The 23,089-nt window shown below is 66.1% G+C and carries 13 protein-coding genes; 9 read left to right on the top strand and 4 right to left on the bottom strand.

Going from position 1 to position 23,089, the window contains the following annotated elements; translation table 11 throughout:
• Positions 1–287: 287 nt before the first annotated feature.
• The gene (locus tag AC1RRV_RS11150; protein ID WP_492859688.1) at positions 288–2,273 is read left to right on the top strand and encodes a hypothetical protein; all 1,986 of its coding nucleotides are present in this window, start codon (positions 288–290) and stop codon (positions 2,271–2,273) included.
• Positions 2,274–2,331: 58 nt separating this feature from the next.
• On the opposite strand, the gene AC1RRV_RS11155 is transcribed toward AC1RRV_RS11150, so the two are convergent.
• Positions 2,332–3,234, bottom strand: coding sequence for a LysR family transcriptional regulator (locus AC1RRV_RS11155; RefSeq protein WP_492859689.1), 903 nt, complete (start codon positions 3,232–3,234; stop codon positions 2,332–2,334).
• A gap of 95 nt (positions 3,235–3,329) precedes the next feature.
• Here AC1RRV_RS11155 and ilvD point away from each other — a divergent pair, with 95 nt between their 5' ends.
• Positions 3,330–5,183, top strand: coding sequence for a dihydroxy-acid dehydratase (gene ilvD / locus AC1RRV_RS11160; protein WP_492859691.1), 1,854 nt, complete (start codon positions 3,330–3,332; stop codon positions 5,181–5,183).
• 25 nt (positions 5,184–5,208) lie between these two features.
• On the opposite strand, the gene AC1RRV_RS11165 is transcribed toward ilvD, so the two are convergent.
• Positions 5,209–5,964: a FadR/GntR family transcriptional regulator gene (locus tag AC1RRV_RS11165; protein WP_492859692.1), complete on the bottom strand. Its 756-nt coding sequence runs from the start codon at positions 5,962–5,964 to the stop codon at positions 5,209–5,211.
• 124 nt (positions 5,965–6,088) lie between these two features.
• Positions 6,089–8,971: a TonB-dependent receptor gene (locus AC1RRV_RS11170; RefSeq protein WP_492859693.1), complete on the bottom strand. Its 2,883-nt coding sequence runs from the start codon at positions 8,969–8,971 to the stop codon at positions 6,089–6,091.
• A gap of 260 nt (positions 8,972–9,231) precedes the next feature.
• Here AC1RRV_RS11170 and AC1RRV_RS11175 point away from each other — a divergent pair, with 260 nt between their 5' ends.
• Genes AC1RRV_RS11175 through AC1RRV_RS11195 form a run of 5 tightly spaced genes read left to right on the top strand, consistent with a single transcriptional unit; the run spans position 9,232 to position 16,556 of the window.
• Positions 9,232–11,409 (top strand): polysaccharide lyase 6 family protein, encoded by a 2,178-nt coding sequence (locus AC1RRV_RS11175; RefSeq protein WP_492859695.1) that lies wholly within the window; start codon positions 9,232–9,234, stop codon positions 11,407–11,409.
• Positions 11,410–11,414: 5 nt separating this feature from the next.
• A complete protein-coding gene (locus AC1RRV_RS11180) occupies positions 11,415–13,592 on the top strand; it encodes an alginate lyase family protein (protein WP_492859696.1) in 2,178 nt (725 codons plus the stop codon).
• 8 nt (positions 13,593–13,600) lie between these two features.
• On the top strand, positions 13,601–14,902 hold the full coding sequence (locus tag AC1RRV_RS11185; protein ID WP_492859697.1) for an MFS transporter: 1,302 nt from the start codon (positions 13,601–13,603) through the stop codon (positions 14,900–14,902).
• Positions 14,902–15,654: an SDR family NAD(P)-dependent oxidoreductase gene (locus AC1RRV_RS11190; RefSeq protein ID WP_492859698.1), complete on the top strand. Its 753-nt coding sequence runs from the start codon at positions 14,902–14,904 to the stop codon at positions 15,652–15,654. Before AC1RRV_RS11185 ends, AC1RRV_RS11190 begins: the two co-directional genes overlap by 1 nt.
• Before the next feature lie 14 nt (positions 15,655–15,668).
• A complete protein-coding gene (locus AC1RRV_RS11195) occupies positions 15,669–16,556 on the top strand; it encodes an alpha/beta hydrolase fold domain-containing protein (RefSeq protein ID WP_492859699.1) in 888 nt (295 codons plus the stop codon).
• Between the two features lie 182 nt (positions 16,557–16,738).
• Here AC1RRV_RS11195 and AC1RRV_RS11200 read toward each other — a convergent pair whose 3' ends face one another.
• Positions 16,739–19,534, bottom strand: a complete 2,796-nt coding sequence (locus AC1RRV_RS11200) for a TonB-dependent receptor (RefSeq protein ID WP_492859700.1) — start codon at positions 19,532–19,534, stop codon at positions 16,739–16,741.
• A 368-nt stretch (positions 19,535–19,902) separates the two neighbouring features.
• Here AC1RRV_RS11200 and AC1RRV_RS11205 point away from each other — a divergent pair, with 368 nt between their 5' ends.
• Positions 19,903–21,219 carry an MFS transporter gene (locus AC1RRV_RS11205; RefSeq protein WP_492859701.1) on the top strand — a complete coding sequence of 439 codons (1,317 nt, stop codon included), beginning with the start codon at positions 19,903–19,905 and terminating at the stop codon, positions 21,217–21,219.
• Positions 21,220–21,221: 2 nt separating this feature from the next.
• Positions 21,222–23,081 carry a DUF8034 domain-containing protein gene (locus AC1RRV_RS11210; protein WP_492859702.1) on the top strand — a complete coding sequence of 620 codons (1,860 nt, stop codon included), beginning with the start codon at positions 21,222–21,224 and terminating at the stop codon, positions 23,079–23,081.
• Positions 23,082–23,089: the final 8 nt, after the last annotated feature.

Genomic DNA, 23,089 nt, shown 5'->3' on the forward strand with positions numbered 1-23,089 from the left:
AGTGGGCAACCGCTCCCCCTTTCCTTTGCGCGATTGGCTTGGCGTGGAGGAGGGCGGGTGCGGCGGGCCGCCGCATCGCATGGTTTATGAAGATTCACTTCCGTGAATATTAATTTAAGTAAACTATAGCAAAACATAATAAAGAACGACGATATCCCGGTATATGTCAGCGTTCACACTCCATAAATCAGTACTTATTCCGTTTAACTACGCTCATAGCCCGCGAATTAAGCATTTAACTCTATCTCTTTCGCTGTCTGCACAGATCAGATTGCGAGATGAGATCGATGGCCACTACCGTTGCTATCAAGCCTTCGGGCAACGCCTACATCGACGGCCTCCTGGCGGGAGCCCGCTGGGCCGGGGATTCCCTGACCTTCAGCTTCCCCACGTCGTCGAGTGACTACGGAAGCAACTATGGCTCGGGCGAGTCCGGGGTCAGCTTCTCGGCGCTCAACCTCGCGCAACAGAATGCGGTGCGGACGATCCTGGCCGGCTGCGCCTGCGCCGCCTGCGTCAATTTCACCGAAGCCACCGGCAGCGCGGTCTCCGACGCGACGATCCGCTACGGCGCTTCGACCAAGGTGACGACCGCCTGGGCGTATCTGCCTGATATGGTCAGCGAGGGCGGCGACGTCTGGCTCAGCGGGACTCGCACCAGTCTGGCCAATCCGGTCAAGGGCAACTACGGCTGGATGACCCTGCTGCATGAAACGGGTCACGCTCTGGGTCTGAAGCACGCCCAGGAGGCCGTCGGAGCATTCGGCGTGATGCCGACCGACCACGACTCCCTCGAATATACGGTGATGAGCTACCGCTCGTATGTCGGCGCCACGCTGACCACCGGCTATCAGAACGGGACCTGGGACTACCCCTCGACCTATATGATGGACGACATCCGGGCCCTGCAGGCGCTGTACGGCGCCCAGTTCTCGGACGTGGGCAAGAACGTGGTCATGAAGTGGAGCTCGACGACGGGCGAACTCTTCCTGAACGGCGTCGGTCAAGGCGCTCCGGGCGCCAACAAGGTGTTCATGACGGTCTGGACGGCCGGCGCGCGCACCACCTACGATTTCTCGGACTACAGCAACGACCTGAAGGTCGACCTGGAGCCCGGCCACTGGACGATCACGTCCTCGAAGCAGCTGGCCATGCTGGGTGCGTTCGGCACCTCGCACGCCGCTGTCGGCAACATCGCCAACGCCTACTATGTGAGCGACGGCGACCACAACAACCTGGTTTCCGACGTTGTCGCCGGCAAGGGCGCGGACTCGATCATCGGCAACGCCATCGACAACAAGATCACGGGCGCTGGCGGCGACGACACTATCGACGGCGGTGGCGGCGAGAACACCTCCATCTACTCGGGCAAGGCCGCCGACTATAGCTGGAAGGCGAATAGCGACGGCACCTGGACGGTCTCCGACCTGCGTAACGGTCGTCCGGACGGCGTCGACACGCTGAAGAACATCCAGTTCCTGCAGTTCTCCGACAAGACGGTGAAGATCACCGACGTCAGCGCTGACATGGCCACCAAGGCCCTGCTGGCCGCGTATGAAAACATCATGCGCGTCGAGGTCGCCCCGGACGTCCAGACCAATTTCGTGGCCGACCTGGGTGCTCAGCTGGCCGCCAAGGCGATCACGGCGGACGCCGCGCTGGGCCGTATCATCGGGGCCGCCGCCGAGACCACCTCGGTCGCGACCATGACCTACCAGTTCTTCACCGGGAAGATCCCGTCGCTGGCCGGCCTGGACTACCTGGTCTCGCCCAACGGCGCGAACGCCTTCAACCTGAACTCGGCCTACTATCAGAACTTCAACACCGACAACCGGTACATCAACTTCGCGGTCAACCTCGGCCACGATGGTGAAGGCAAGGCCGCGTTCACGGCGAACTACGGCGCGCTGAGCCTGTTCGACGCCACAAAGAAGGCCTATGCCGAGATCTTCGGCTCGGCCGCTTCGGACGAAAAGATCCACCTGATCCTCGACGCCTCGGTGCCGGTGGACGGTCACGCCGGCACGCGGGCCGACTACTTCGCCGCCTACGGCCACGACGATCTGGGCGCGAAGGCCGCCATGGTGGGCTGGCTGCTGTCGGAAGCCGTTGCGTCCGACACCGGCGTCTACGCCAAGGCCAACGACGCCTTCCTGCTGGACCTGGCCGATGGCGCGAACTTCGACATCAGCCTGATCGGCACCTACGGGCCGTCGAGCGGCTACCAGGGCGGCCAGTTCACCCTCATGGGCGGCCAATTCACCTTCGGCTGATCCGAGCGGCTTCACGACAGAACCAGGGGCGGGGGCGCGTTGCGTCTCCGCCTTTTTCCTATGGGGCGGGCGCGTCCAGCAGGTTCAGGAAGTTGGCCAGCGTGGGAGAGATCTCGCCCCGGCGCCAGATCACGCCCGTCTCGAGCTCGGGCGCGACGCCGGCCAGGGGCACGTAACGCACGCCCGACCTGGCCAGATTACGCAGCGACGCGGGCACCAGGGCGATGCCAAGGCCGCTGGAGACCAGGCTGATGATGGTCTGCATCTGGATGGCTTCCTGGACGACCCGCGCCGAACCGCCCAAGGCGGCGTAGTAGCCGGTGACCAGGTCGTGGAAGGCCGGCGCAACCTGTTTTGGAAACAGGATCAGCGGCGAGGCCAGCACTTCTTCGTTCGACAGCTCTGTCTCGCTGCGGAACCGCCCCTCGTCGAACCAGGCGCTGGGCGCGGCCGCCACCAGCGGCTCCCGCAGCAGCCGGCGGTAGGCCAGGGATGGAGGCAAGGGCTGGTCGGCCGGCGGAATGATGATGCCCGCGTGGCGCTCGCCGTCGACGATCGCCGGGATCTGAAGGTCGCTGGTCGCCTCGAAAAGCCGGATCTCGACTTCCGGATAGGCCTGGGAATAGCGGCGCACCAGCGAGGGCAGTACGCTGTAGTCCGCCGTGCTGACGAACGAGAGCGCCAAATAGCCGGTCTGGCCGTCGCGCATGTGCCGGGCCGTTGTGGGCAACGCGTCCAGGGCGGCGAGAGCCTCCAGCACGTGCGGCAGCCATTGTTCGCCGAGCGGGCTGAGCCGCACATTGCGTTTCGTGCGGACGAAGAGCGGCGCGCCGAGGGTCCGCTCAAGGTTCATGATCGACTGACTGAGCGGCGGCTGGGTCATGCGCAGCCGCTCGGCGGCGCGCCCGAAGTGCAGGGTTTCGGCCACGGCGGCGAAGTGACGAAGTTGCCGAGTGTCCATATAATATCTCGCACGACCTAATGGTGGCCTATTAATATATTTTGAGAGTGTAGCCAACGGGCCTAGAAACCACACTCTCAACAGTGAGATCTCCCATGCCTCCCTATCGCTCGCGAACCTCCACCCACGGCCGCAACATGGCCGGCGCGCGCGGCCTGTGGCGCGCCACCGGCATGAAGGACGAGGACTTCGGCAAACCGATCATCGCCGTCGCCAACAGCTTCACCCAGTTCGTCCCGGGCCACGTGCACCTGAAGGACCTGGGTCAGCTGGTCGCCCGCGAGATCGAGGCGGCCGGGGGCGTGGCCAAGGAATTCAATACGATCGCGGTCGACGACGGCATCGCGATGGGCCATGGCGGGATGCTCTACTCGCTGCCCAGCCGCGAACTGATCGCCGACAGCGTCGAGTACATGGTCAACGCCCACTGCGCCGACGCGATCGTCTGCATCTCCAACTGCGACAAGATCACACCCGGCATGCTGATGGCCGCTATGCGGCTGAACATCCCGGTCGTCTTCGTCTCGGGCGGTCCGATGGAGGCCGGCAAGGTGATGATCAAGGGCGCGATCCGTTCGCTGGACCTGGTTGACGCCATGGTCGTCGCCGCCGACGACAAGTATTCCGACGAGGAAGTCGCCGCGATCGAGAAGGCGGCCTGTCCGACCTGCGGTTCGTGCTCGGGCATGTTCACGGCCAATTCGATGAACTGCCTGACCGAGGCCCTGGGCCTGTCGCTGCCGGGCAACGGTTCGGTCCTGGCGACTCACGCCGACCGCGAAGCCCTGTTCAAGGAGGCCGGCCGCCTAGTCGTGGACCTTTGCCAGCGCTGGTACGAGCAGGAGGACGCGACCGCCCTGCCGCGCGGCATCGCCACGCGCGAGGCGTTCGAGAACGCCATGAGCCTGGATATCGCCATGGGCGGCTCGACCAACACCGTCCTGCACCTTCTGGCGGCCGCCAGCGAGGGCGGTGTCGATTTCAAGATGGAAGACATCGACCGCCTGTCGCGCCGCGTGCCCTGCCTGTCCAAGGTGGCGCCGGCCAAGGCCGACGTGCACATGGAAGACGTCCACCGCGCCGGCGGTGTCATGGCCATCCTGGGCGAGCTGGAGCGCGGCGGCCTGATCGACGCCAGCCAGCCGACCGTTCACGCCGCCACCATGGCGGAGGCGCTGAGCCGGTGGGACATCGGCCGCACTAACAGCCAGACGGCCCGCGACCTGTTCAGCGCCGCGCCAGGCGGAAAGCCGACCCAGATCGCCTTCAGTCAGGCCGCGCGCTGGGAAGAGCTGGACCTGGACCGTGAGACGGGCGTGATCCGCTCGGTCGAGCATCCGTTCTCGAAGGACGGCGGCTTGGCCGTTCTGTTCGGCAATCTCGCGCCGGAAGGCTGCATCGTGAAGACGGCCGGGGTCGACGAGTCGATCCTGAAGTTCAGCGGCAAGGCCAAGGTCTTCGAGAGCCAGGACGAGGCTGTCAGCGGCATCCTGGGCGGCAAGGTCGTGGCCGGCGACGTCGTGGTCATCCGCTACGAAGGCCCCAAGGGCGGACCGGGCATGCAGGAGATGCTGTACCCGACCACCTATCTGAAATCGAAGGGCCTGGGCGCGGCTTGCGCCCTGATCACCGACGGCCGTTTCTCGGGCGGAACCTCGGGCCTGTCGATTGGTCACGTCTCGCCGGAAGCGGGCGAGGGCGGTCTGATCGCCCTGGTCGAGACGGGCGATCCGATCCTGATCGACATCCCCAACCGCGGTATCACCCTGGAAGTCTCGGACGCTGTCCTGGCCGACCGCCGCGCGGCCCAACTGGCCCGAGGCAAGGACGCCTGGAAGCCGCTCGACCGCAAGCGCGAGGTCTCGCCGGCGCTGCGCGCCTATGCGGCCATGACCACCAACGCCGCGCGCGGCGCGGTGCGCGACGTCAGCCAGGTCGAAGGCAAGTAGGACGAAATAGAGGAAGGCGCGGGCTTCAGCCCGCGACCTTCGCCTCGCCCATCAGGAAACGGGCGCGGCTTTCCGACAAGCGCAGGCGCACCTCGCGGATGGCTTCGCTCTCGACCGCGTTCAGCAGCGTTTCCAGCAGGCGCGAGAAGTGGCCGCGCATGGCGGCGCGGGCCCGATCGGCGTCGCGGGCCTTGAGCCCGTCGAAGATGCCCTGGTGTTCGGACTGGCGCTGGCCGGAGTGCTCGCCGCAGACGAGGCCATAGACGCGCCGGCACTCGGGCGACTGGGCGCGGATTTCCCACATCTGCTCGATCATGCCGACCATCACCTCGTTGCGGGTGGCGCGGGCGATGCTCATGTGGAACTCGCGGTCGGCGGCCTGGGCGGCGGCTTCATCGACGCCATCGGCGGCGACCATGCGGCGCAGGATCTCGTCCAGCTGTTCCAGTTCTTCGTCGGTGATCACCGAAGCGGCCACGCCGGCGGCCTCGCTCTCGATGGCGGCGCGGGCCTGGGTCAGCTCGAAGGGGCCGACATGGCGCATCCATTCAGAGCCGCCGCGCTTGGGCCTGCAGACCACAACGCCCGAGCCGGTCTTGACCTCGACCCGGCCCATCACTTCGAGGGCGATGACGGCTTCGCGCAGCATCGGGCGGCTGACGCCCAGCCGTGCGGCAAGCTCCCGTTCGGGCGGCAAGCGGGTGCCGGGCGGGAACTCCCCGCTATCGATCATGGCCAGGATCTGGTCGGCCAAGTCCATGTAGATGCGGCGCTGCGACATGGGTCTCGTGAGCTGGGAATCGAAAGGGCTGACAAATTGGTCAGCCAAAGACTAGAAGCTTTTCCTCAAGAAGAAAAGATGCCCGACGGCCGAAGGAGACCGCCGGGCAGGAGGAGGCAAGGGGTTAGAAGGTGGCCTTCAGGCCCAGGAAGACCTTGGGGCCGGTGGAGGAGAGCAGGCCGTTCATGTTGCGGACCGGACGGCTCATGTCCTGCGGTTCGTCGAAGACATTCTGCACCTCAAGCTTGGCTTCGAGGTTCTTGCGGATGTCGTACGAGGCCGACAGGTCGACGTAGTTGAAGTCCTCGACGAAGCGGTTGGCCGAAGCGCCGGCGGTCGGCTGGTAGTAGCGGGAGCGGTACTTGTAGGTCGCCGCCAGGCGCAGCGGGCCTTGCTCCCAATAGACCGTCCCCGAGATCACCCACTTGGAGAACCCGAAGATCGAGGCCGGGGGCAGGAAGCCTGGATAGGTCTCGCCGGTCGTGGCGTTGAACTGCTCGCCCAGGACCGGATCGATCGTCTCGAAGTCGGTCTCCGCCCAGTTGACGCTGCCCTTGGCGCCGAAGCCGTCGAACGGCGCGGGCAGGAACGAAAAGCGGGTCTGAGCGGTCAGCTCGATGCCGTGCAGCCCGCTCTTGTCGTTGTCCTTGATCCGCTGGCTGACCGGCACCGTGACCGTGACGCCATCGATGGTGAAAGGCTCATTGAAGATCGCCGGCTGCGATGAACCTTGGAACTGCTTGTAGTAGGCGGCCAGCGAGACCGTGGTGTCCTTGGCGAGGTACCACTCCAGCGACACGTCGAAGTTCCAGGAGTCCAGCGGCTCCAGGCCCGGGCTGCCGCCCGAGACGCCGGTCGAGAGCGCTTGCTCAAGCGTGGTGAAGCGCTCGGTGCCGCGGAAGGCCGGGAAGGTGCGGCCGGCGTTCAGGTCTTCGATGTTGAAGCGGGTCATGGCCTTGTAGACCGCGCCGCGCAGCAGGACGTCGTCCTTGAGGTCGTAGATGACGTTCACGCTGGGCAGGATGCGGGTGTAGTCGGCCTTGACGACCTGGGTTTCCAGCGTGCCGGCCACGGGGACCAGCGAGACGGTGCCGTCGGTGTTGTTGACGACGTCGAAGGCCGAGCGATAGCCGAGCGACTTCACGTTGGTCTTGACCGCCCGGACGCCGAAGTTGCCGTGCAGGCGACGGCCGCCGGCCTCGGTGTCGAAGCTGGCCATCGCATAGGCGGCCTGGGTGCGTTCGGTGACGTCGACGTCGTCGGTCGAGCGCGGATCGGCCGCCGGGCCCAGGTCCGCCGTGCCGGTCAGGAAGTGATACATGCAGGCGCCGTCGAAGGTCGCCCACGAGCCGCCGACGTTCTTGCCGGGCTCACTGGACATCCAGTCCTTCTGGATGAAGGGGATGCGGCAGGCCTTGTTGGCCGCGATCGCCTGTGCGGCCGTGTAGGTTTCGATATTGTTGGTGTTCGACAGGTCCGATTGGCGCTGGTGCTCGCCGAAGCGGACGCCGGCGTCGACCTTGGTGATGAAATCGCCGCCAACCGCGTAGTCCAGATCGATCCGCGCGGCCTTGGCCTGGTCCACGCGGTCCGACATCGGACGGCGGGCATAGGCGTTGGCCGAGAACAGGTCGGCGTTGTTCGGGTTGAAGCCCGCCTGGAAGGTGATCTCTGGGACCCGCAGGCCAGCGGTGTTGAAGTGATAGGCGACGCGGCCGGTGTTCAGGCCGGTGTTGACGCCGTTGACGTCGGTCGGACCGGTTTGCAGGCGGGTCTGGAAGTCCTGCTCGTTGCGGTGGGTCTTGGAGAACGACAGGTCCGTCGAGATCGTCAGGCGATCGGTGAAGTCATAGGCCAGGCTAAAGCCGCCGCCGTTATATTCCTCGGCGCGGCGACGGATCAGGTTCTGGGCTTCCAGACGGCTGACGCCGTCATAGGCGAGTAGGGCGCCGTCCTCGTCGACGACGCGGTTGGTCAGCTGGCGACGGCCGTCGGTCAGGATCAGGTCGTGGCGATCCTCGATATAGCGTTTGCCCGACCACTCGTAGTCGACATTGACCTCCATGCGGTCGTTGGGCCGCCACTGGACGTGGGCGATGGCCGCGTCGCGGTACTCGTTCTCGTTCTGCGAGCGATAGGTCAGGCTGTTGGAGACCAGGTAGAACGGGATCTTCGGATCGGCCGCGAGCTGCTGCTGGCGCAGTTGGGTGCAGTCGCCGGTCGGGGTCGCGATGCGGCCGTCGCAGGCCTGGATCGTCGAGCTGGGCAGATAGCTTTCCTCGGGGTTCGAGGAGTCGAAGCGCTGATAGCCGAACGAGAGGCCGAGGTCGCCACCGCCGACCTTCCACTTGTTCACGTACGAGACCGAGCCCCGATAGCCGAGGCCGTTCTCCTTGTTCAGACGATCCAGGGTCGGGTTGTAGTTGAGCTTGCCCTCCACCACGATCCGCCGCTTGCCGTAGTCGAGTGGACGCAACGAGCGCAGCTCGGTCAGGCCCGAGGTGCCACCTTCCAGCAGGTCGGCCTGCTGCGACTTGTAGACCAGGACCTGGTTGACCAGCTCCGACGGGAACTGCTGGAAGTTCACCGAGCGGTCGCCGCTGCCATTGGTGACTTCACGGCCGTTGAAGGTCGAGAAGCCCAGGAACGGACCGAGGCCACGGATCGAGATTTCCGAGCCGCTGCCCTTCAGGCGGTGGCTGGCCGCGCCGGTGATCGTCTCGATCGCTTCCGAGATCGACAGGGCGGGAATGTCGCCGATTTCGCCCGGCGCCAAGGCGTCGACGATGGCCGTCGTGTTGCGCTTGAGCTCGACCGAGTTGCGCAGGGTCGCGCGGATGCCGGTGACGACGACTTCTTCGACCTGGTCGGCGGGCTTGGCCGAGGGGGTGTTTTGGGCGTGGGCGGCGCCCGCCAGCAGCGGCAGGGCGGCGCTGGCCATCATCAAGGCCAGGCGCGCGCGGCCTCGCGGAAGCATGGTGTTCTTGAGTCGGAATGGCCCAGCCATCGCGGTTCCCCCTTACGCCTCCGGAACGGCCGGAGATCTTTGAATTGTCGGGGACGCTAGCATCCGCGACCATCGTGTCAACCGTCTGGCCGACCCGTTTGGTGGAAAATGCCTCCATTATGGTCGACCAATTATCCGAGTAATTTCTGAAATTGGCTGGCAATCTGGTTGACAGCGCGGTCCGCTGCTCTAGCCTGCGCCTCAACAGAGGTCGCCGTCACGTCGATCCTTGGGGAGAACATCGGGTGGGAAACATGCGCGTGAGAAGTCTCGCCGTCCTTGCGGGTCTGGGCATGCTGGCCGGCTCGATCCATGCCTATGCGGCCGATCGTCTGGTCAAGACGCCCGAGGAGTACAAGGCGGCCGTGAAGGCCTCCACGGCCGGGGATTCCGTGATTCTGGCCAACGGCGTCTGGCGCGACTTCGAGATGGTGTTCACGGGCGAGGGGACGGCCGCCAAGCCGATTACCTTGCGGGCCCAGACCGCCGGCAAGGTCGTCATCTCCGGCAAATCGAACCTGCGCATCGGCGGTCGTCACCTGGTCGTCTCGGGCCTGACCTTCAAGGATGGCCATAGCCCTTCGCCCGAGGTCATCTCGTTCCGGCGTGACAGCAAGACCCTGGCCTACGATTCCCGTGTCACCGAGACGGTGATCGATGGCTTCAACAATCCCGACCGCGCGGCCGTCGATTACTGGATCGGCCTCTACGGCAAGAACAACCGCGTCGATCACGTCCACCTGCAGGGCAAGCTGAACAGCGGCGTCACCCTGGCCGTGGTGCTGAACTCGGCCGAGAGCCAGCAGAACAACCATCGCATCGACCACAACTATTTTGGTCCGCGCCCGCCGCTGGGTTCGAACGGCGGCGAGACCATCCGGGTCGGCACCAGCGAATATTCGCTGACCAACTCTCTCACGGTCGTCGAGGACAACTATTTCGAAGGCTGCAGCGGCGAGGGCGAGATCATCTCGAGCAAGTCGGGCGGCAACATCTATCGCCGCAACGTCTTCGTGCGCTCCCAGGGCGCGCTGGTGCTGCGCCATGGCAACGGCAACCTGGTCGAGGACAACGTCTTCCTGGGCGGCGGCGTGCCCCACACCGGCGGTGTCCGGGTGATCAACGCCGACCAGACCGTGCGCAACAACTACTTTCAGGGGCTGGGCGGCAGCGACTTCACCAGCGCCCTGGTGATGATGAACGGCGTGCCGAACTCGCCGATCAACCGCTACAATCAGGTGCTCAACGCCCGTATCGAGAAGAACGTCTTCGTCGATGTGAAGGAGGTGCTGTTCGGCGCTGGCGCGGACCAGGAACGCACCCTGCCGCCGGCCCAGAGCGCCATGACGGGCAATGTCTTCCTGGGTTCGAGCGGCAAAGCCGTCTTCAAGGCCATGGCGCCGATCGACGGCCTTGCTTTCGCGGGCAACGTGGTCGACGGCGTCGCGCCGCCGGCCGGCGCGGCGGGTTTCGAGACCCGGACGATCGGCCGCGAAACCTTGCCGGACGGCCGGGTCTATCCCGACGCCGCCGCCCGCAAGGCGCTTGGCCTAGGCGAGCCCGTCAGGCTGCTGAAGCGCGAGGAGACCGGCGTGGCCTGGTATCCGAAGGGCGATCAGACCGTGGCCTTCGACAGTGGCCGCGTCCTCAAGATCAAGCCGGGCCAGGACCAGCTGTCGGCCGCCGCCGCCAAGGCCAAGGCCGGCGATGTCATTGAACTGGCCGCCGGCGACTATGCCGAAGGCCGCGTGGTCGAGGTCAGCCAGCCCCTGACCTTTCGCGCCGAGAAGGGCGCCAGGCCGGTCGTGACCTTCGATCGTTCGACCCTGTTCAGCCTGGTAGGGCGAGGCTCTCTGAAGCTGCAGGGCCTGCGCCTGTCGGGCGCCAATGCGCCGGACGCGGTCGGCAACGCCATGATCCGGGTGAACCCGAGCTATCCGCTGAACAACTATGCGGTCGAGCTGGTCGACAGCGAGGTCGCGGACCTCAAGGTCAACAAGGCCTTCGCGGTGCTGAAGGGCGAGAAGAACACCTTCGCCGACCACGTGACGATCCGCGGTTCGCGCTTCTCCGACATCAGCGGCGCGGTGCTGCAGATCACGGGCGAGACCGACAATTTCGGCATCTACGGCGTTGAGAAGATCGACGTCACCGCCAGCCAGTTCGCCCGCCTGGGCGCACCCGCCTTCGACATCCTGCGCGGCGGGGTCGATGAGAGCACCTTCGGGCCGCAGGTGCGGATCAGCGGCTCGGCCTTTCGGGACGTGGCGCCGGGGCAGCCGTCGATGAAGCTGGACGGCGTCCAGGTCGTCCGGCTGGAGGCCAACGCCTTCGAGCGGGCCGCTCCGGCTCGCGTCATCATTCACGTCGGCAAGCCCGATCTCAGCGAAGCCGGCAACACCGGCGCGGCGCTCGAGATCGTCGATCAGCGCAAGTAGGTCCGATGTCCAAGCTTAGAACCCAACTCTGCGCCGGCCTCGCGGTCCTGGCCTTGGCCGGGACGGTCCAAGCCGCCACGCCGGCCAAGTCTGCTCCGACTGCCGCCGCGCAGGTCCCCCCGCTGTTCGCCGCCACCCTGGCCAAGAGCCGGGCCTTCGTGGACCCGCAGCTCTCCAAGACCATCGACGTCCCGGTCCCCGCCGACTCCGGCGGCGGCTACACGCACGAACGGCACAAGGACAACTATCGCCTGATCTACGAGGCCGGGATGCTCTACCGGCAGACTGGCGACAAGGCCTATGCCGACCTCGTGCGGCGGGTGCTGCTGGACTACGCCAAACTCTATCCGTCCCTGCCGCTGCACCCCAAGCAAGCGAACCAAAAACCGGGCAAGCTGTTCTGGCAGGTGCTGAACGACAGCGTCTGGCTAGTGAACTCGGTCCAGGGCTATGAGGCGGTCAAGGACGCCATTCCCGCCGCCGACCGCGCGACGATCGAGGCGGGCGTGTTTCGGCCCATGGCCGCTTTCCTGTCAACCGGATCGCCCCAGACCTTTGACAGCATCCATAACCACGGCACCTGGGCGCTGGCCGCCGTCGGCATGACCGGCTACGCGATCGGCGACCAAGGGCTGGTCAAGCAGGCGCTGTACGGCCTGGACGGTTCCGGCAAGTCCGGCTTCTACAAGCAGCTGGAAGAGCTGTTCTCGCCTGACGGCTACTACGCCGAGGGGCCGTACTATCAGCGCTACGCCCTGTCGCCGTTCCTGCTGCTGGCCCAGTCGGTCCAGCGCCACGAGCCGACGCGGAAGATCCTCGACTATCGCGATGGCGTCCTGCGCAAGGCGGTCTACGCGACGATCCAGCAGAGCTACGGCGGCCTTCTGTTCCCGATCAATGACGCCATCAAGGACAAGGGGCTCGACACGCCCGAACTGGTCCATGGCGTGGCGGTGACCTATGCCGTGACCCATGATCCGGCGCTGCTGTCGATCGCCGTCCAGCAAGGCTCGGTGGTGCTCAGCCCCGAAGGCCGCGAGGTCGCCGCCGCGATCGCGCGCGGCGAGGCCAAGCCGTTCCCGTACGCCTCGATGCGCCTGCGCGACGGGGCCAAGGGCGACAGGGGCGCGCTGGTCGTGTTGCGTTCGGGCCCAAAGGCCAAGGACCAGGCGCTGGTGTTCAAGGCCACGTCCCAGGGTATGGGCCACGGCCATTTCGACAAGCTGTCCTGGATGTTCTTCGACGCCGGCCGGGAGGTCGTGACCGATTACGGATCGGCGCGGTTCCTCAATGTCGAGGCCAAGTCGGGCGGGCGCTATCTGCCTGAAAACGACAGTTGGGCCCAGCAGACCGTCGCCCATAACACCCTGGTGGTCGACGAGAAGAGCCAGTTCGGCGCCAACACCGACACGGGCGAGGCGCATTGGCCGACCGTCCTGGCCTTCGACTCCAAGGACGGCGTGCAGATGACCGCGGCCAGCATCGACGACGCGTGGCCGGGCGTACGCTACCGCCGGGCGATGGCCATGATCGACCGGCCCGAGGTCGGGCGGCCGATCGTGCTGGATCTGATCCGCGCTGCCAATCTTGGTGAAGGGGGCGGCGGCAAGCATCGCTTCGACCTACCGCTGCACTATGACGGCCAGATCGTCGACTCCGGCCTGAAGTTTCAGGGCGGAACGAGCGAGTTGAAGCCGCTGGGCAAGGCCGACGGCTACCAACACCTGTGGGACCGCGGCCGGGCCCAGGTGAAGGGCGGGGCGCGTGTCGCCTGGTTCGACCAGGGCCGGTTCTACGACTACGTTTTCGCCTCCAGCGACGTCGACCAGGTGGTCCTGACCGAGCTGGGCGCCAACGACCCCAACTACAACCTCCGTAGCGAGCGAGCCTTCATCCTGCGCGGCGATGAGCGGGAAGGCTTCGTCCTGGCTGGGGTGCTGGAAGCGCACGGTTCGTACAGCGCCGCCGAGGAGTACGCGCGCGACACCATCGCGTCTGTAATGGCCGTCGAGCGCGCGTCCGAGAACGGCGCGGATCTCGTCTTCATCCGTCTTTCGTCGGGCAAGACCCTGACGGTCGGCGTCTCCTGGGATCCCGATCCCGCAAAGCGCCACCGGGTTACGACCCCCGGCGGCGTCTACGCCTGGACCGGGTTCTCCGGCCTGGCGGTTCCAGAACAGTGAGGCGCGAGATGCGGATCAAGGGCCTTCGTTGGCTGATCGTCGGGCTGGTCGGCCTGGCCACGGTGATCAACTATATCGACCGCAACGCGCTCGCCGTGATGTGGCCCCAGATCTCCAAGGACATGGGCGTCGGCAAGGAAGAGTACGCCCTCGTCCTGACCTGCTTCATGCTGTCCTACGCGGCCGGCCAGTCGATCTTCGGCAAGATCTTCGACGCCCTGGGCACGCGGCTCGGCTTCATCCTGTCGATCCTGGCCTGGTCGGCCTCGATCGCCCTGCATTCGGCGGCGCGTTCGATCCTGACGCTGGGCGTGCTGCGCGCGGCCCTGGGCGTCAGCGAGGCCGGCAACTGGCCCGGCGCGGCCAAGGCCAACGCCGAGTGGTTCCCGGTCCGCGAACGCGCCTTCGCCCAAGGTATCTTCAACGCCGGCGCCTCGGTCGGCGCCATCGTCTCGGCGCCGCTGATCGCCTGGCTGTTCCTGAGCTTCGGCTGGCGCGCCACCTTCCTGATGATCGGCGTCCTCGGCGTGCTCTGGGTCGTGCCGTGGGCCATTGTCTACCGCTCGGGTCCACAAGATCACCCGTGGCTTTCGGACGATGAGCGCGAGCACATTCTCACTGGTCAGCGCCCGTCTTCGGGCGACGCCGAGGTCGACTACAAGCCGACTTGGCTGGGCCTGCTGCGCCATCGCGAGGCCTGGGGCCTGATCCTGGCGCGCTTCTTCATCGACCCGGTCTGGTGGTTGTTCGTCTCGTGGCTGCCGATCTATCTGGCCGAGCGCTTCGGCTTCGACATCAAGCAGATCGGCCTGTTCGGCTGGGTTCCCTATGTCGGGGCGGCGGCGGGCAGCCTGTTCGGCGGCTGGATCTCCGGCTGGCTGATCGGTCGCGGCTGGCGTCCGGGCCTGGCCCGCAAGTGGGCGATCACCCTGGGCGGCGTCTTCATGCTGCCGGCGCTGCTGCTGACCATCAGCGCATCCACGCCGCTTCACGCCGTGCTGCTGATCGCCGTGATCCTGTTCGGCTTCCAGATCGCCATCAACAACATCCAGACCCTGCCCAGTGACTACCTGCCTGGCCGCTCGGTCGGTTCGCTGGCCGGGATCAGCGGCACCGCCGCCGTGGCGGGAGTGCTGATCACCACCTGGATCGTCCCAGTCGCCACCAAGGTCAGCTACGCCCCGGTCTTCGCCATGGGCGCCAGCCTGGTTCCTCTTTCCATCCTGTCCATCTGGCTCTTGGGCGGCCGAGGTGAACGCCTCGTCGATCCCGCCCTCGCGGCCCGCACTACCAACGGAGCAAAATCCTGATGCGCCTCAAGAACAAGACCGTCCTCGTCACTGGCGGCGCGCGCGATATCGGCAGGGCCGTGTCGCTGAAACTGGCGGCCGAAGGGGCCAATGTCGCGATCAACTACTTCGGCAGCGAGGCGGGCGCGCAAGAAACCCTGGCCGAGATCGAAGCGGCCGGCGGGCGCGCCCTTATCCTGAAAGGCGACATGACCTCGGCCACCGACGTCCAGGCGCTGGTCGACACCGCTCTGTCGACCTTCGGCGGACCAATCGGCGCTCTGATCAACGTCGCCGGCGGCATGGTCGCTCGCAAGACGCTGGACGAGATGGACGAAACCTTCTTCGACCATGTCCTGCGCCTGAACCTGACTTCGGTGTTCCTGGCCACCAAGGCGGCCGTCCCGCACATGACCGCCAGCTCGGCGATCGTGAACCTGTCTTCGCAGGCGGGCAAGGACGGCGGCGGTCCGGGCGCCACGGCGTATGCGACCGCCAAGGGGGCGATCATGACCTTCACCAAGGCCATGGCGAAAGAACTGGGCCCGCAAGGCATCCGCGTGAACGCCCTGTGCCCGGGCATGATCGGCACCAGCTTCCACGACACCTTCTCCAAGGACGAGGTCCGCGCCCGCGTCGCCGCCAGCACCCCGCTGCGCCGCGAGGGCCGCGCGCCCGAGATCGCCGACGCCGTGGCCTATCTGGCCAGCGACGAGTCCAGCTTCCTCACGGGGGTCTGCCTGGACATCAACGGCGGCCTGTTGATGAGCTGACGGGAGCGAGGTCGATGATCGCCAAGGCCCTCGCCGCCGCCCTCCTGCTGGGCGCGACTCCGGTCGCCGCCCAGACCTGGACCGACCCCGCGACCTGGACCTCGGTCAAGGCTCCCGAGGCGACCAAGGACGTCGTCTACCTGCAAGCCAGCGGCAAGGACCTGCATCTCGACGTCTACCGCAACACCTCCTTCAAGGGGCCTCGGCCGGTGCTGGTCTATGTCCACGGCGGGGCCTGGTGGAAAGGCGAGAAGCCTGCCGGCTGGGGCGGCTTTCGCGCCTATCTGGCGGCGGGCTTTTCGGTGGTCACGGTGGAGTACCGTCTGACCGACGTCGCCCGTGCTCCGGCTGCCGTTCAGGACGTCCGCTGCGCCTTGTCGTGGGTGAAGGCGAACGCCAAGTCCTACGGCTTCGACGCCAAGCGGGTCGTGCCCTACGGCACCTCGGCGGGCGGCCATCTGGCCCTGATGGCCGGGATGCTGCCCAAGGACAACGCTATCGATCCGCCAGCCTGCCGCGACCAGCCCAAGGTGGCGGCGATCCTCGATTTCTATGGGCCGTATCATCTGCGGCCCGACCTACCCGGGGCGTTCAAGAGCCCCTCGACCGGACGCTGGTTGGGCGATGGCCCCGACGCGGCGGCCCTGGCGCTGTCGATGTCGCCGGCGAGCTATGTCCGCAAGAGCCAGCCGCCGGTGTTCATCGTCCACGGCGACGCCGATCCGACCGTCCCCTATGAGGCCTCGACCTCGCTGAAGGCGGACCTGGACAAGGCGGGCGCCCTGAGCCGCTTCCACCCCGTGGCGGGCGGCGTGCACGGCAAGTTCCCCAAGGAGGAGCAGGTGAAGGCCGAGCTCGACGCGCTCGATTTCCTCAAGCCTCTGGCGCTGAAGGATCGGTAGTTCGCTCAGGCCTGCAGGCGGCGGAACCAACGAGAAACGCCGACCCGCGTCGGTCGAAAATCAAGAGAGGGGGCGGGCGTTGCTCGCCCCCTTTTCCGTGCACCGCGCAAAGAAAACGCGCCGCCTCCGGGAGGAGAGGCGGCGCGAGTTGCTAGGCGGGGGGTGACACGAAGGAAGGACGCCTAGAAATTGTAGCGGAGGCCGACGATGAACTGGCGGCCGCTGTGGGTGTAGACGTTCAGTCGGTTGCTATCGCCGACGTACTGGTCGTTGAACTCGTCGGTCAGGTTCACGCCTTCGACCGAGAGCTTCAGGTTCTCGCGGATGCTCCAGCTGGCCTGCATGTCGACGTTCAGGGTCTCGTTGGTGCCATGGACAGTGTTGCCGTCGCTGCCCGGGACCTGGGTGAGGTAGCCGGCGCGATAGGCCAGCGAGCCCCGCACGCTCCACTTGTCGGTCTCGTAGTAGAGCGTCGCGTTGGCGGCGTTCTTCGACAGGCCGATCAGGTCGTTGATCACCACCGGCGCGCCCGCCGTCGACGAGGTCGGATATTCGATCTTCGAGGCGACGTAGGTGTAGTTGGCGATCACACCGAACTGGCTCAGCCAGCCCGGCAGGAAGGTGAAGGGCTGCTGGACGTTCAGCTCGAAGCCTTTCAGGTCGCCGCCCTTGGTGTTCACCGGCTTGGAGACCTGGAACAGCATGTCCGGCGTGGCGGTGGTGCCGGCGATCAGCGAGTCCGGCAGGCCCAGCGTGTTGTAAACGCGCTGTTCGCTCTGGTTGGCGACGAAGGTGTCGATCTTCTTGTAGAAGAAGCCTGCGGCGAACATCGTGCCCGACGACGGATACCATTCCAGCGAGACGTCGACGTTCTTGGACTGGGTCGGCCGCAGGTAGGGATTGCCGGAGCTGAAGCTGCGGTTGGCGCCCTGCACCGCGACGTCGCCCCCGGGCGACAGCGAGCCGATGCCGGGACGAGCGATCGTCTTGGCGGCGCTGACGCGGGCCACGAAGGTGTCGGTGACGTCGGCGGCCAGGTTGAACGAGGGCAGGGTCAGGTCGTAGTCGCGCTTGACCTCGACGCGCTGGACGCTGCCGCCGACGGCGGCATAGCCGGCCGACTCCTGCTCGGTGTGGACGCGGCGCAGGCCGGCGTCGCCCCGGAACGGAACGCCGAAGGCCTCGAACCGATAGTCGGCCTGGATATAGGCGCCGGTGTCGCGCTCCTCGACAGCGCCGTACTGGCCGCGCGCCGAGGTGTTGTTGGTGCCGGTCAGGGCATAGATGCCGGTGTTGCTGTAGATGCTCAGCAGGGCGTTGTACTTGTCGATGTCAGGCACGAGCCAGGCGGTGGCGTTGCCGGACGGCATGTCCAAGTTCTTGCCGAAGCCGCTGAACACTTTCGACACCGAAGCCAGTTGGGTCGGGGTCAGGGTCTGGCTGACCGTTTCGCTGGTCCGGTACAGGCCGTAGCTGTCGTACTCGAACTTGCGCCAGTCGACGCCGGCCCGGAACTTCAGGTTCTGGTTGGCTTCCCACTCGCCATAGACCTTGGCGGTCGAGAACTGGTTCTCGACGAAGGTCGGGCGGATGCGCACCTCGGAGGTGCCGTTGATCGCGGACCAGTTGGCCGGATCGGTGGCGTCGAAGCCCAGCAGGATCTGCGGCGCGCGACCCTTGCGGAAGTCGTAGCTGTAGTTCTGGCTGTTCAAGCGGTCGAAGGTGATGATCGTGGAGACCGGCTGGGTGAAGGTCGAATCCGCGAAGCCGACCAGGGCGCCGACGACGACGCGGTCGCCGAAGTTGTGCTTGGCCGACAGGGTGGTTTGCTTAAACTCGGTGTTCAGCTCGTCATAGGCCGACTGGGTACGCAGATCGACATTGTCCATGCGGGCGAAGACCAGGTCCGTGCCCTGGACCGCCCCGTCGCGGATAATGGTTTCCGGCTTGCCGGTGGTGGCGCGGGACAGGCCGATGGCCTGCAGCTGGGCTTCCTTCCGCACGCCCGCCAGATAGGCGTACAGCATGTCGAGGGTGATCTCGGTGTTGGCGTCCGGCTTGAACTGGATCGAGCCGGCCAGACCCGTGCGCTTGTTTTTGATGTCGTAGCTGACATAGGCCGGGATGCGCGGGGCGAAGATGCCGGTGGTCGTATTGGTGTTGTTGATCTGGGCCACCGTGTAGCCCGGCACCGTCGAGGCGGCGTTGAAGCCGCCATTGCTGCCGCCCACCGCCCAGCGGGTGATGTTGGCGCCTTCTTCCTTCAGGTGGCGCTCTTCGTAGGCGGCCGAGATCAGGACGCCGAGCTTGCCGTCGAAGAAGGTGCGGCTGGCCAGGGCCGAGAAGCGGGGCGAGGTCTTCTCCGCGAGGTCGTTGTAGCTGGCGCCGGCCGCCAGAACGAGCTGGGGCTTGCGGCTGTCGAAGGCCTTCGACGTGGTCAGATCGACCGTGGCGCCCAGCGAGCCTTCCTCGACGTCGGCCGAGGCGGTCTTGCGCACGGCGATGCTGTTGAAGAGGTCCGAGGCGAAGACGTTGAAATCGAAGCCGCGGCCGCGATTGGTGCCGCCGCTGTTGGCCGTGCCGCCGGTCGTGGAGATGGCCTCCATGCCGTTGATGCGGACGCGGGTGTATTCCGAGCCCAGGCCGCGCACGGTGATCTGGCGGCCTTCGCCATTGATGCGCGAGATCGAGACGCCGGGGATCCGCTGCAGGGACTCCGCCAGGTTCAGGTCAGGGAATTGGGCGATGTCCTCGGCCTTGATGGCGTCGACGACGCCGGTCTCGTTGCGCTTGAGGTTCATCGCGCTTTGAAGGCTGGCGCGGAAGCCGGTGACGACGACGGCTTCGACTTCGTCCGGGCCAGCCTGGGCCGCGGCGGGGGTCTCCTGAGCCGAGGCGGCGCTCGCCAGGGTCAAGGCCAGGGCCGAGGCGCTGAACGCCAAGGCGGCGCGCATGGCGGGTTTACGGTTGGTCGACATGGTCCCTCCCAGTGCCCGCGTTTCGCGGGTCTCTTTCGCGGTGAAGGCGGTCGAACCACCTTCTTTGTTGGCTTCAGGATAGGGACGGGTTTTCGTCTAGGGCCAATCTCAATCAGGTATGGACCAATGCGCGTTCGGCACGGATCGACGGTGCATAGCGATCGAAAAGGCTGATTTCGGCCGGTTTTCCTGGAGATAGCGCTGTCGTCGCGTTGTCCCGGCCAGGGTTTCCATACGGAAACCGTCTCGATCCATGTCGCACGTGGATCGGTCCATAGGCGAATTGACTTAGACCTGTGGCCCGGGGGCCTCTAGCGTCGATGATGACGAACGCCGACGACAGATCGGCTCACTGGGAAGGGACGCCGATGACCGAAACCACCAAGCGGACGCGGGTGCGCTGGCTGATCATCGCGGTGCTCTTCGTCATCACCACGATCAACTACGCCGACCGCGCGACCTTCTCGATCGCCGGCCAATCGGCGTCGAAGGAGCTGGGGCTGGACCCGGTGGCGATGGGCTACATCCTGTCGGCCTTCGCCTGGGCCTATGTCCTGGGCCAGATCCCGGGCGGGGCGCTGCTGGACCGGTTCGGCTCAAAGAAGATCTATACGATCGCGCTCCTGGCCTGGTCGGCGTTCACGGCGCTGCAAGGCTTCGCGGGCTTCTTCACCGGCCTGACGGTGGTGATGGTGCTGTTCGCGATGCGCTTCGCGGTCGGCCTGGCGGAGTCGCCGTCCTTCCCCGCCAATGCTCGCATCGTCGCGGCCTGGTTCCCCGGCCCTGAACGCGGCACGGCCTCGGCCATCTTCAACTCGGCGCAGTATTTCTCCCTGGTCGCTTTCGCGCCGCTGATGGGATGGCTGGCCCACACCTTCGGCTGGCGCTCGGTGTTCTGGGTGATGGGCGCGGTCGGCATCGTGGCGGCCGCGTTCTTCGTCAAGCTGATCCACAGCCCACTGCTGCACCCGGCCGTCAACAAGGCCGAGGTCGATTATATCGAGGCCGGCGGCGGCCTGGTGCGGATGGAGGAGGCGGCCGCCTCGAACGGCGCGGCCTTCACCTGGCCCAACGTCAAACAGGTGCTGACCAACCGCATGCTGCTGGGCGTCTATCTCGGCCAGTACTGCATCAATGTGCTGACCTATTTCTTCGTCACCTGGTTCCCGATCTACTTGGTCAAGGAGCGCGGTCTGTCGATCTTGCAGGCGGGCTTCACCGCCGCTCTGCCGGCCTTGTGCGGCTTCGCGGGCGGCATCCTGGGCGGCATGATCTCGGACGGCCTGCTGAAGAAGACCGGCAATCTCGACATCGCCCGCAAGACGCCGCTGCTGCTGGGCATGGTGCTGGCCACCTGCATCATCCTCTGCAACTACGTCGAACAGGAGTGGCTGGTCATCGTGATCATGGCGGCGGCCTTCTTCGGCAAGGGCGTGGCGTCGCTGGGCTGGGCGGTCGTGGCCGACACCTCGCCCAAGGAGATGGCCGGTGTCACCGGCGGCATCTTCAACACCTTCGGCAACGCCGCCGGCATCGTGACCCCGATCGTCATCGGCTACATCGTCAAGGCGACCGGCTCGTTCGATGGAGCTCTGATTTTCGTCGGTGTCCACTGCGTCATCTGCATCCTGGCCTATTTCCTGATCGTCGGGAAAATCCAGCGCCTTGAGCTGAAGGCGGTCTGAGCATGACGACCCGACGCTCCGTCCTGGCCGGCGCCTCGGCCCTGGTCTTCGCCGCCTTGGCCCGACCGGCCGCCCCCCAAGGCAAGAGTGGCGCGCCGATGCTCAAGGTCTCGACGCCGATGGCGCCGCCCGAGTGGGCTCTGTTGCAGCGTGAACTGCTCAAGGCCAACGAGCAGGCCTGCGCGGCCTTCTTCGCCCACTATTTCGATGACCGCGGCTACCTGCTGGCGGTCGAGCGCTGGGGCGCCAACGACGGTCCCGACGACGCCATCGAGAACGTCAACGACTGGCCGACCCTCCACGCCCTGGGCGCGGGCGACCAGGTCCTGGCCATGGCCAAGAAGGCCTTCGAAGGCAATGTCCGCCAGTACACGGCGGCCAAGACCAAGGACGTGCCGTTCGCCCGCGACGGCATGTACTTCAAGGAGTTCCCGGTCATGACCGACTGGCAGCACCTCTCCGAGGGGCTGTCGGTGTTCAATCTTCTGGGCCTCTCGGATCCGCACGACCCGCGCTATCGCGAGCGGGTGAAGCGGTTCTCCGGCTTCTACACCGGCGAGGATCCGTCGACGCCGAACTACGATCCCAAGCTCAAGATCATCCGCAGCATGATCACCGGCAGCCGGGGTCCGATGCTTCGGCAGGCCACGCCGCTGGACTGGGCCGGCGACCCGTTCGACGTCACCAAGTTCTACATGGAGCACGGCGAGCGGACCTACGAAGAGACGCTGGACCACTACGCGGAATACGGCGACGTGGTCGGCGACGCGCCACTGAACCTGCAGGCCACCAGCCTGGTGCTGAACGCCTACATGCTGGACCACGAGCCGAAGTACCGCGACTGGATCGTGAGCTATGTCGACGCCTGGATCGACCGGGCCAAGGCCAATGGCGACGTCCTGCCCAGCAAGGTCGGCATCGACGGCAAGATCGGCGGGCCCAAGGGCCAGTGGTGGAGCGGGACCTATGGCTGGGGCTTCAGCCCGGTGGTGCCGCAGACCGGCAAGCGCGAGGACCGCAACCGCGTGCCGCGCGCCATCGTCGGCTTCCTCAACGCCTATCTGCTGACGGGCGACGACAAGTACCTCGACGTCTGGCGCCGCCAGAACGACGTGATCAACGCCCAGAAGAAGACCGTCGATGGCAAGGTCATGGCCCCACGCATGTACGGCCCCAAGGGCTGGTACGGCTATGCGCCCGGCGAGTACCGGCTGAACGGCCTCGAGATCTGGTACATGTCGCAGAAGGCGTCGGACCGTGTTCGCGCCGCTGATCACCCCTGGGTCTCGTACCTGGAGGGCAAGGATGCCGGCTATCCGGCGAAGGCCCTGCGCGCCGACCTGGAGCGTGTTCGCGCTCGCGCCCAGGCCCAGCGCGACGATCACACCTCGCCTGATACCCGCCTGGCCGACGCCACCCTGGACATCAATCCGGCCAGCGTCACGGCCCTGATCCACTTGATGGAGGGCGGCATCAACATCGCCCGTCCGTCATGGGCGCCCAGTTCGCCGTCCCAGGGTGGCGCGCTGCACTATGCGCGCCTGCGCTACTTCGACCCCGAGCGACGCCGGGCCGGCGTACCCGAGGATGTCGCGGCCCTGGTCGAGAAGCTCGGCGAGGACGAGACGGTCGTGATCCTGGTCAACACCAACCAGGTCGGCGCGCGCACCGTGACCGTGCAGGGCGGCGCCTATGCCGAGCACCACATCCTGAGCGCCGCGATCGGCGAGGGGCCCGCCACAGCGGTCGACTCCTCGGCATTCACGCTTCGATTGGCGCCCGGCGCCGGCGCACGAGTGACGCTGAAGATGAAGCGCTATACCAACGCGCCGACCCTGAGCTTCCCCTGGGAGCGGGCGTAGGCTTTTCG

The organism is Caulobacter sp. GW821-FHT11E10 (assembly GCF_058808375.1).